This is a genomic window from Cupriavidus sp. WS, assembly GCF_000395345.1.
Classification (GTDB): domain Bacteria; phylum Pseudomonadota; class Gammaproteobacteria; order Burkholderiales; family Burkholderiaceae; genus Cupriavidus; species Cupriavidus basilensis_B.
Window position 1 is genome coordinate 1 of the sequence record NZ_AQPL01000560.1, and the last position, 9,935, is coordinate 9,935.

The 9,935-nt window shown below is 68.7% G+C and carries 9 protein-coding genes; 8 read left to right on the plus strand and 1 reads right to left on the minus strand.

Translation table 11 applies throughout. The features are described from left to right. From K206_RS0134490 to K206_RS0134515, 6 genes are all read left to right on the plus strand, one after another. Positions 1 to 811, plus strand: an 811-nt coding sequence (locus K206_RS0134490; protein ID WP_020206829.1) for a type II secretion system F family protein, incomplete at its 5' end; no start/stop codon positions are given. Beyond that, complete coding sequence (locus K206_RS0134495; RefSeq protein ID WP_020206830.1) at positions 808 to 1,668, plus strand: tetratricopeptide repeat protein; 861 nt, start codon at positions 808 to 810, stop codon at positions 1,666 to 1,668. The genes K206_RS0134490 and K206_RS0134495, both read left to right, overlap by 4 nt. An 83-nt stretch (positions 1,669 to 1,751) precedes the next feature. Beyond that, positions 1,752 to 2,120, plus strand: coding sequence for a DUF3613 domain-containing protein (locus K206_RS0134500; protein ID WP_020206831.1), 369 nt, complete (start codon positions 1,752 to 1,754; stop codon positions 2,118 to 2,120). Beyond that, complete coding sequence (locus tag K206_RS40190; RefSeq protein ID WP_052166045.1) at positions 2,117 to 3,859, plus strand: TadG family pilus assembly protein; 1,743 nt, start codon at positions 2,117 to 2,119, stop codon at positions 3,857 to 3,859. The genes K206_RS0134500 and K206_RS40190 overlap by 4 nt, the downstream gene beginning before the upstream one ends. Positions 3,860 to 3,904: 45 nt before the next feature. Further along, on the plus strand, positions 3,905 to 5,275 hold the full coding sequence (locus K206_RS0134510; protein WP_020424025.1) for a sigma 54-interacting transcriptional regulator: 1,371 nt from the start codon (positions 3,905 to 3,907) through the stop codon (positions 5,273 to 5,275). A 258-nt stretch (positions 5,276 to 5,533) separates the two neighbouring features. Then, positions 5,534 to 6,757, plus strand: a complete 1,224-nt coding sequence (locus K206_RS0134515; protein ID WP_020206833.1) for a Fic family protein — start codon at positions 5,534 to 5,536, stop codon at positions 6,755 to 6,757. Positions 6,758 to 6,831: 74 nt separating this feature from the next. Here K206_RS0134515 and K206_RS0134520 read toward each other — a convergent pair whose 3' ends face one another. Continuing rightward, positions 6,832 to 7,176, minus strand: a complete 345-nt coding sequence (locus K206_RS0134520; protein WP_020206834.1) for a YgiW/YdeI family stress tolerance OB fold protein — start codon at positions 7,174 to 7,176, stop codon at positions 6,832 to 6,834. 215 nt (positions 7,177 to 7,391) lie between these two features. Here K206_RS0134520 and K206_RS0134525 point away from each other — a divergent pair, with 215 nt between their 5' ends. Then, positions 7,392 to 8,537 (plus strand): exonuclease SbcCD subunit D, encoded by a 1,146-nt coding sequence (locus tag K206_RS0134525; RefSeq protein WP_020206835.1) that lies wholly within the window; start codon positions 7,392 to 7,394, stop codon positions 8,535 to 8,537. After that, positions 8,534 to 9,935: AAA family ATPase (locus K206_RS0134530; RefSeq protein WP_020206836.1), on the plus strand; the 1,402-nt coding region annotated here is incomplete at its 3' end. The genes K206_RS0134525 and K206_RS0134530, both read left to right, overlap by 4 nt.

Below are 9,935 nucleotides of genomic sequence, written 5' to 3' on the forward strand. Positions count from 1 at the left end.
TGCCCCCGCCCCGCGCGCCGGGGCCGGCATCGGCGCCAGGCTGGGCGGCCAGTTGAGCGGGCGCTTCGACCAGCGCTGGCTGAACTCCCCGCTGGGCAAGGCCGTGGTCACGGCCGAGGAAGAGCGCCTGCTCGAACAATGCGGCTTTTATGGCGACAAGGCCCGGGCCGTGTTCGGCGGCCTGCGCGTGTCGGTGCCGGCGGCGCTGGCCGCGGCGGCCTTCGCCTGGCGCCTGCCTTCGCTGAGCGGCGCCGTGTTCTGGGCCTTCGCCGTGTTCGCACTGGCGTTTCTCGTGCCCAAATGGATCCTGCAGCGCCGCGCGTCGAACCGGCTGCGCCGCCTGGAGGACGAACTGCCGGTGCTGGTCGACATGCTGCGCCTGCTGCAGGGCGTGGGCCTGTCGATCGACCAGAGCCTGCAGGTGATCGTGGCGGAGTTCGGCAGCATGCTGCGCGTGATCGGGCCGGAGCTGATGCGCGCCAACCAGCAGTTCGCCACCGGGCGCTCGCGCGAGCAGACCTTGCAGCGCATCGGCCGGCTGTTCGACAGCGAGGACCTGAAGAGCCTGATCACCATGCTGACCCAGGTGGACCGCTTCGGCGGCGCGGTGCAGGAGCCGCTGCGCCAGTTCGGGCTGCGCCTGCAGGAGACGCGCAAGGCGCGCATGAAGGAGCAGGTCGGCAAGCTCACGGTAAAGATGACGGCGGTGATGGTGGTGACCATGCTGCCGGTATTGCTGATCATCACCGCCGGCCCCGGCTTCCTGGGCGTGGCGCGGATGCTGACGCATTTGTCGGGGGGAACGAGATGACGGGACGAGACGACAGGAGCGGCGCGCGCCGCCGCTGGGCGTGGGCGCTGCTGCCGGCGCTGGCCGCCGCGGCGCTGTCGGGCTGCGGCGCCAGCCTGGCCAGCCGCATGAGCGAGCAGGCCGACGCCCAGGTGGAACTGTCCAGGCTGCGCGACAAGCAGGACCGCGCCGGCTATGACGACAAGACGGTTTATCTGGGGCTGATCGGCAAGATGCAGGAGGAGGGCCTGTACTTTGCCTCGCTCGCGCATATCGACGTGTACGAGAAGCGCTTCGGCGCCAACCCCGAACTGACGCTGATGCGCGCCGACGCGCTGCGCGAGACCAGCCAGGACGCGCAGGCGGTGCAGGCCTACCGCAGCCTCGCCGGGACCACGGCGCAGGCGCGCGCCTACCACGGCCTGGGGCTGATCGCCGGGCGCCAGAACAACTTTGCCGGCGCCGCCGCCGAGTTCCGCCGCGCGGCGCAGGCCGATCCCACCAACCCGCAGGTGGCCAACGACCTCGGCTACGCGCTGATGCGCACCGGCGCGCTGGCCGAGGCGCGCGTGCCGGTCATGCAGGCGCTGCAGCTCGACGGCAAGAACCCGCGCGTGGTCAGCAACGCGGCGGTGTGGCTTGCCGCCGACGGCAAGCCCGACCAGGCCGCATCGCTGATGCAGCGCGCGGCCCTGCCGGAGGCCACGCGCAAGGCCGTGATGCAGGAAGCGGAGCGCGTCAGGCGCGCCAGCGCGCAGCATGCCCGCGCGGCAGCACCCGGCGCCACGCTGGCCGCCGCCGCGCCGGGCGCCGCCACCGCGGCCGTGGCTGGCCCCAGCCATCTGCGCCTGACCGACATCGGTCAGGCCACGCCATGAACGCCCGGCATGCCGCCGCGCGGCCGGCGTTCGCGAGTCACCAGGCGCTGCCCGTTCTCCGGGCGCGCATCCAGGAGCCATTCATGACACGGACCACCGCCTCGAAGAACCTGCATGCCGCCAGCCGCCGCGGGCTGGCGCTCGCCGTGGCCCTCTTGGCCGCGGGCCCGCTCTGCGCCCAGACCGAGGCCACGCGCCAGGCGCGCCCCGCGCGGCAGGAGGTTGGCGCCACCACGCGCAATATCCTCGAGATCCAGCGCAACGGCACGCAGGGCGGACAACTGCTGCCGCTGCGGGGCGAGCAGGCCGCGCTGTCCTACCCGCGCTACATGGCCACGTTCAGCTATCCGATTCCGGAGTTCTATACGGGCCAGACATCGTCGCAACGGGGCAGCGGCATGACGGCCGGCTCGACCGGAGCTGCGGGCGCGACCGGAGCGGCCGGGCGATGACGCGCATGGGCTCGTCCTGCATCGGCGTGCGCGGACGCGCGCAGCGCGGGGCCATTGGCGTGCTGGGCGCCTTGCTGCTGGTGACGGTGGTGGTGGGCGCGCTGGTGTCGATCGACGTGGGCCATGTGTTCTACCGCCAGCGGGAGCTGCAGAAGGTCGCCGACATGGCCGCGCTGGCCGGCGCCCAGCAGCTCAAGCAGGCGGGGCCGTCCGCCACGGTTTCCGCCAACGTGCTCGCCGCCACGCAGGCGGCCGGCACGCAGAACGGCTACGGGGGCGCGGCCGCGGCCGGCTGCGCCAGCCCGGCCGCGGGTGCTGCCGATGGCATGAACGTGTGCATGGGCGTGTGGGACCCGGCCTATACGTCCGGCAGTGATACGGCGCGGCATTTCAAGGCTGACTCCAGTGGGCAGCCAGAGTCCGTCAATGCAGTGCAGGTAGTGGTCACACAGACTGTGCCCATTCTGTTCGTGATTCCAGGTGGCACTTCGCGTCAATTGCGCGCGGAGGCCATCGCCAATGCAAGTCCGCCGGTGGCTTCGTTTTCGCTGGGTAGCGGGCTGCTGGATGTCAATACGGCCACTGGATTGTTGGGGGCATTGCTGGGGCCCAATGTGGCAGTACAGTTATCGGCGGTTGATTGGTCTGGGCTAGTCGGTTCACAAATTACGCTTGAGAAGTTGCGTGTTGCGGCGGGCGTTGGCACGATCGAACAATTACTTGATCTCAGTCTATCGTTAAGAGACTTCGATGCGCTGGTGCTGAAGGCAGCAAATCAGGACGGCCTGTTGAGTGCCGCGCTGGGTAGTCCTCCGACCACACTCGGCGTTGGCGGCATTGGTACGGCCATTCATCTGGCGGAATTGCTGAACGTTGATGCACAGGCACCCGCAGCCTCATCGGCGGCGGAAGTCGGACTCAACGTGGCCACATTGCTGTTGCTTGGAGCACAAGTGGCGCGTGGCGACGCGGCAGTAGCTTTGGATCTTAAGGGGTTGACGCTGCCGCTTGGTATCGCATCGGTAACGTCCAGTCTCCAGGTCATTCAGCCGCCACAATTGGCGGCAGGTCCTGTCAGGCGAACTGGTGGATCGCCGCCATGGGCGACGACTGCATCTACAGGTCAATTGAATGTCGATCTCACGGTGGAGGCGAGTCCACTCAATTTCGCCGGCGGTCTGGTCGAAATTGTGGTGCAACTGCCGTTGCGCGTTCAGGCAGCGAGTGCAACAGGTGCGCTCACCAAGATCCAGTGTGCGGCGGATCCCGCTCAGCGGCGAGCTACGGTCGATGTCGCTGCAAGTGTCGCCAACGTGTGTCTGGCGAAGCCAGGCGGGTCTGGCTGTGCATCGGTGGCTGATACTCTGCAACTGGGCCGCGTCAAGGTGCTTGGTCTTTCCCTGCTTTCACTGACAGGTTCGGTCAATACTGCGGCGGGCTCACCTGCGTCGAGCACAAGCATGACCTTAGCTCCGGGTGATAGAGCGGCGACGTCGGCAGCGAGCCCCGTGACGAATCTGGTTGGCGGCATTTTGAATAGTTTGACTCTCAATCTGAGTGTGCTGGGCTTGCCTATATCGTTGCAGACGCCACAGGTAATTTCTCAATTGTTGACCCCAGTTACATCGATTGTGGACAGCATTCTCGGGACGTTGCTGCCCAATCTTGGCATTCGGCTTGGCAACGCCGATCTCTGGATGCACGACATCGACTGCAACAACGCCGAACTGGTGTTCTGAAGAACAAGCCATGCAACAGGCGAATCGCGATACGGCGGAAGAAAGATGAAAACAGATCGCTGGGCCTACGAGAGCCTTGAAGTCTATGTGTGGGAAGGCAAGTACGATATTGCCGACCGCGTGGCGCGCTTTCTGTCGCCGCTCGGGGTAGACGTGATCCGCGCCGGCGCGCTGGAAGCCTTGCCGGCGGAGCCGCGCACCAAGCCGTGCGTGGCGGTGATCAGCGTGTCGGTGATCGGCGCGGCGAAGTTCACCGCGCTGGACTGGGAGGCCGCGCACGGCATGCCGGTGATCTGGGTCGCGGCGCCGGGGCGGGAGACCGATCCGGGGCGTTTCCCGGCGGAATACGCGCATATCCTGTCCGATGATTTCACCGGCCCCGACCTGCGCAACCAGATCGGCAAGCTGCTGCCGCAGTTGCTGGCCGCGGCCGAGACCGGCAACGCCGGCGCGGAGCTGGTGGCGGAGTCGGCGGCCATGCAGCAGTTCCTGGCGCAGGTGGACACGTTCGCCGACTTCAGCAGCAACGTGATGCTGTACGGCGAGACCGGCGCGGGCAAGGAGCGCATCGCGCAGCTTTTCCACGAGCGCAACAACATCTACGGCAAGGGGCCGTTCGTCGCGGTGAACTGCGGCGCGATTCCCGACGGGCTGTTCGAGTCGCAGTTCTTCGGCCATGCCAAGGGCGCGTTCACGGGCGCGATGTTCGCGCACCGCGGCTTTTTCGAGCAGGCCAACGGCGGCACGCTGTTCCTCGACGAAATCGGCGACCTGCCGCTGTTCCAGCAGGTCAAGCTGCTGCGCGTGCTGGAAGAGAACGCGCTCACGCGGCTGGGTTCGACCATGCCGGTGAAGCTGGACTTCCGCCTGGTGGCGGCCACCAACAAGGACCTGCGCGAGGCGGTGTCGCAAGGGCGCTTCCGCGCGGATCTCTATTTCCGCCTGGCGGTGATCGAACTGCGCCTGCCCAGCCTGGAAGAGCGCGGCGCGGCCGACAAGGTGGCGCTGCTGATCTCGTTCCTCAAGCAGATGCTCGGGCCGTCCGGCTTCGAGGCCTTGCCGCCGGTGCCGGACTGGCTCAAGGGCGCGGTGGGCACGGCGTTCTTCACCGGCAACGTGCGCGAGCTGCGCAACCTCGCCGAGCGCGTCGGCATCACGGTGCAGCAGACCGGCCACTGGGACGAGGCGCGCATCCGGCCGCTGTTCCGCAGCCTGCGCCCGGGAGCGTTCGACGGCAACGAGCGCACCGCCGACTGGCGCGGCGAGACCGAGGAGCGCCGCCGCATCGTGGCGGCGCTCGACGCCAATAGCTGGCGGCGCCAGGATACGGCGGCCAGCCTCGGCATCAGCCGCAAGGTGCTGTGGGAGAAGATGCGCAAGTTCCAGATCGCGGACAACGAGGCCGAGCCGGCGTGAGGCCGGGCGCGCCTTGGAACGTTTTCCTGTCGCGCTGGCAGGCGCTGACTGCCCGGCAGCGTATCGGAAGACGTTGCGTGGCCGGTTGAAAATCCCCCCGCAAGCCAGCGCCTGCGGGGGGTTCCTTTCTGACAGGGCATCCCGATCCGAGGGACGGGCAATCCGGCAGGATAACCGGCACAAAATGTACGATGATGCGGTCCGATTTCCAATATAAGCTGTTGTATATACTACGGAAATTATCCGGAATGATCCGGCATGGAAACCGGCATGACATCCGTTCCAGGCACGACCATTGCCATCTACGACAGTCCTCATCAGTTCGAGCCGCTGCTGCCCCAGAAGCGGCTCGATGAGCTTGTCGCGAAAACGCGCGCTGTCTTTGAAAAGGCGCATGAGCTACGCGGCGCGTTGTGCCCGCCGGCGCGCGAGGCACTGCGCGAGCTGGTGCGGGAAATGAACTCGTATTACTCGAACCGGATCGAGGGGCAGAGCACACATCCCGCGAACGTGAGCAAGGCCCTGAAAAGGGACTTTTCCGACGATCCGGAGATCGCCCAGCGCCAGCGCATCGCCGTGGCGCACATCGAGGCCGAAAGGGAGCTTGAAGCGCTCCATCTGACCGAGGCCCAGGCCTTGCGCAGCGATTTCCTGCTGCGCGCCCACCGCAGCCTCTATGGGCGCCTGTCCGCCGAGGACCGGACGACATCCGAAGGGCGCATCGTCGAGCCCGGCCGGATCCGGGAGGCGGACGTGTCGGTTGGACGGCACCACGCGCCAGCATTCGCCTCGCTGCCAAAGTTCCTGGCCCGCATGGATCAGGTATATGGGCAGGCACAGGGCGTCGACAACGTGCTCACGATGATCGCCGCGGCCCATCACCGCACCGTGTGGACCCACCCGTTCCTCGACGGCAATGGCCGCGCGGCGCGGTTGCAGACCCATACCGCGCTCAGCCGGCTTAGCGGTGGCCTCTGGTCGGTCAACCGGGGCCTCGCGCGGAACCGGGACAGGTATTACGAGCGGCTTTCCAACGCGGACATGCCGAGGCATGGCGATCTGGATGGCCGCGGCAATCTCAGCGAGAAGATGCTGTGGGAATGGTGTGACTACTTCATCGACCTGTGCGAGGACCAGGTGAGCTTCATGGCCCGCATGTTCGACGTCGGCGGTCTGCGAGACCGGGTCAAAGCCCTGGTCCTGGTGCGCAGCCAGTCGGCGGAATTTCGGGACTATCGTACCGAGGCCGTGCTCCCGCTGCTTCACGTTCTCCTGAGCGGCAGCGTGTCTCGTGGCGACTTCTCGCAGATGACCGGCCTGGGCGAGCGCGCCGCGCGCAAGATCATCTCGCAGTTGCTGAGGGACGGGCTGCTGGTGAGCCAGTCCCACAGGGCAGAGTTGCGGATTGGCTTCCCGCTGGATGCCTTGAATATTCTGTTTCCCAACCTCTACCCCGAAGCCGCGGCGGCAAATATCGATTGACCGGCAGACCGCGCGCGGGCCGCGGGTTTCCCCATTTTTCGGGAGCGCGGCCCGGCTCGCAGGCGCAAGCCCGCTCAGAGCACGCGAACCTGCTTGACCTTGAACTTGGGTTCGCCCACCCAGTCCTTGTCGTACTCGCCGGTCAGCTCCACCTTGGTGGCGGCACCGACAGGCTGTCCGGCCGGCCACAGCTTGTGCTTGATCTTGACGCGCATCTGCCCGGTGCCGTCGTCGAAGCTATAGAGTTCATCGCCCACATGGCTGACGATCTGCCCGCGCAGCACCGCCGGCTGGTCGTCCTTGCCCTGCGCCTGCAGGCTCTTGACGGTGGCGGCGGGCACCGCGGACGGGCCGGTGTACTGTGCCTGCGCGGCGACGGTTGCGGCGGCGAGTGCGGTGGCGATCAGAATGCGTTTCATGTTGTTCTCCTGGTTATGCGCGCGCGTGCCCGGAATGGCCCGGCGTGCCGGGGCTGGCGCCTTTGCACCAGCATGCGTGCATTGTGCGCAGCGCGCGCTGAACCGAAGCTGAACGCCGCGCCGGCGGCGTTTATCATGTCGCCTGCCGCGGCCGGCCCTTATCCTCATGCTTCATGGGCAGCCGTGCCCCGCACAGGTCATCAAGGAATTCCACATTGCGTTTTCTCCACACTGCCGACTGGCATCTCGGGCGCGTCTTTCACGCGCGCAGCCTGCTCGAAGACCAGGCCTGGGTGCTCGACCAGTTCGTGGCGCTGGTCCGCGAGCACAAGCCAGACGCGGTGCTGATCGCCGGCGACGTCTATGACCGCGCGGTGCCGCCGCCCGAGGCGGTGGCGCTGCTCGACGACGTGCTGGCGCGCATCGTGGTGGACGCGGGCGTGCCGGTGGTGATGATCGCCGGCAACCACGACAGCGCGCAGCGGCTCGGTTTCGGCGCGCGGCTGCTGACCGCGCAGGGCCTGCACGTGGCGGGCCGCACCGAGCGCGAGGCGGCCTGCGTGACCTTGTCCGACGCGCACGGCGAAGTGCGCATCTATGCCTTGCCTTATGCCGAGCCCGCCACGGTGCGCGATGCCTTCGGCGTGGACGTGCCCGGCCACGAGGCCGCGCTCGCGGCCCGCCTTGACGCGATCCGCGCCGGCCATCCGGCGCAGGCGCGCTCGGTGGTGGTGGCGCACGCCTTCGTCATCGGCGGCGAGGCCAGCGAATCCGAGCGGCCGCTTTCGGTGGGCGGCAGCGGGGCGGTGGCGGCGGGCGTGTTCGACGGCTTCGACCTGGTCGCGCTCGGCCACCTGCACCGGCCGCAGACGCTGGGCGGGCGCATCCGCTATTCGGGCTCGCTGCTGAAATACTCGCTGTCGGAAGCCGCGCACGCCAAGTCGGTCTCGCTGATCGAACTGGGCGCCAATGGCGAGGTTGCCATCGAGGAGATCGCGCTGGCCCCGCGGCGCGACCTGCGCATCCTCGAGGGCGAACTGGCCGCGCTGGTGGCGCAGGGCGCCGCCGATCCGCGGCGCGACGACTATATCCACGCCGTGCTGACCGATACCGGCGCCTTGCTGGACCCGATGGCGCGCCTGCGCCAGGCCTATCCCAACGCGCTGGCGATCGAGCGCGCGGTGCTGTCGCGCGCCGGCGAGGCCAGCGCCGCCGGCCAGCGCCTGCGCCAGCTCGACACCGGCGAGCTGTTCGCCAGCTTTTTCAAGGAAGTCGCCGACGAGGACCTGAATGAAGACCAGCGCCGCGCGCTGACGCAGGTGCTCGACGGCATCGCCGCGGCCGACAGGGAGTCCGCATGAGGCCGCTGCATCTGGCGCTGCAGGCGTTCGGCCCGTTCGCGGCCCGCGAGGAAATCGATTTCAGCCGGCTCGGCGAGCAGGCGTTCTTCCTGATCCACGGCCCCACCGGCGCCGGCAAGACCACCTTGCTCGACGCGATCTGCTTCGCGCTCTATGGCGACACTTCGGGCGGCGAGCGCAGCGCGCAGGACATGCGCAGCGCCAACGCCGATCCGGGGCTGCGCACCGAGGTGACGTTCGAGTTCAGCCTCGGCGCGCAGCGCTACCGCGTCACGCGCTCGCCCGCGCAGGAGCGTCCCAAGCTGCGCGGCGGCGGCACGGTCAAGGAAACACCCAAGGCCCAGCTCGATGCGCTGGAGGCGGCCGGCTGGACCAGCAAGGCCAGCCAGCCCAGCCGCGTCGACGAATTCGTGCGCAACCTGCTGGGCTTCGACAGCAGCCAGTTCCGCCAGGTGATCGTGCTGCCGCAGGGGCGGTTCCGCGAACTGCTCACGGCGGATTCGAAAAGCCGCCAGGCGATTCTCGAGCGCCTGTTCCGCACCGAGCTGTACCGGCGCGTGGAGGAACTGCTCAAGGGGCAGGCGGCGGCCATCCGCCAGCAGGCCGAGCGACTGCGCATCGAGCAGTCGGCCTTGCTGCAGCAATACGAGCTCGAATCCGCCGAGGCGCTGCGCGTGCAGGTGGCGGCGCTGCAATCCGGGCTGGAAGACCTGGCGCGGCAGGAAACCGCCGCGCGCGCCACGCTCGAGCACGCCCGGCTGGCGACGCAGCAGGGCGAGCAGGCCGACGCGCGCCTGCGCGAAGCGCGCGAAGCCGAGGCGGCCCATGCGGCGCTGATGGCGCAGCAGGCCGAGGTGGAAGCCGTGCGCCAGCGCCTGCAGGCCGCGCGCCGCGCGGCGCAGGCGCAGCCGTTCGAGCAGCACTGGCAGCAGGCCGGGCACGATCACCGCCAGGCGCAGCAGGCGCTGGCGGCGGCGGGCGCGCGCGCGGATGCCTGCGCCGCCGTCTCGGCGCGCGCCGCCGCCGCGCTTGCCACGCAGGCCGGGCGCGCGGGCGAGCGCCAGCAGATGCAGAAGCAGGCGGCCGAGCTGGAGGCCATGCTGCCGCGCGCGCAGCGCCTTGGCGCGCTGCAAGCCGAATTGCAGCGCGCCGCCGCGGAGCAGGCCAGCGCGGCGGCGGCGCACGCGGCTGCCGCGCGCGCGCAGGAACAGGCCGCCGCGGCGATGCGCCAGGCCGAAGCCGGGCTGGCGCAGGCCGAGGCCGGCGCGCGCGGGCTGGAGGCGATCCGGCTCCGGCAGGCCGAACTGGCCCGCCAGGCCACGATGCTGGACAAATACGCCGCCGCGCTGGCACAGGCGGAGCAGGGCCGCGCGCAGGCCGAAGCCGCGCAAGGCGCCG

Excerpts from the sequence above, each read along its gene's own strand:
- K206_RS0134495 (WP_020206830.1), top strand. The coding sequence starts at position 808 with ATGACGGGACGAGACGACAGGAGCGGCGCGCGCCGCCGCTGGGCGTGG.
- K206_RS0134500 (WP_020206831.1), top strand. The coding sequence starts at position 1,752 with ATGACACGGACCACCGCCTCGAAGAACCTGCATGCCGCCAGCCGCCGC.
- K206_RS40190 (WP_052166045.1), top strand. The coding sequence starts at position 2,117 with ATGACGCGCATGGGCTCGTCCTGCATCGGCGTGCGCGGACGCGCGCAG.
- K206_RS0134510 (WP_020424025.1), top strand. The coding sequence starts at position 3,905 with ATGAAAACAGATCGCTGGGCCTACGAGAGCCTTGAAGTCTATGTGTGG.
- K206_RS0134515 (WP_020206833.1), top strand. The coding sequence starts at position 5,534 with ATGGAAACCGGCATGACATCCGTTCCAGGCACGACCATTGCCATCTAC.
- K206_RS0134520 (WP_020206834.1), bottom strand. The coding sequence starts at position 7,176 with ATGAAACGCATTCTGATCGCCACCGCACTCGCCGCCGCAACCGTCGCC.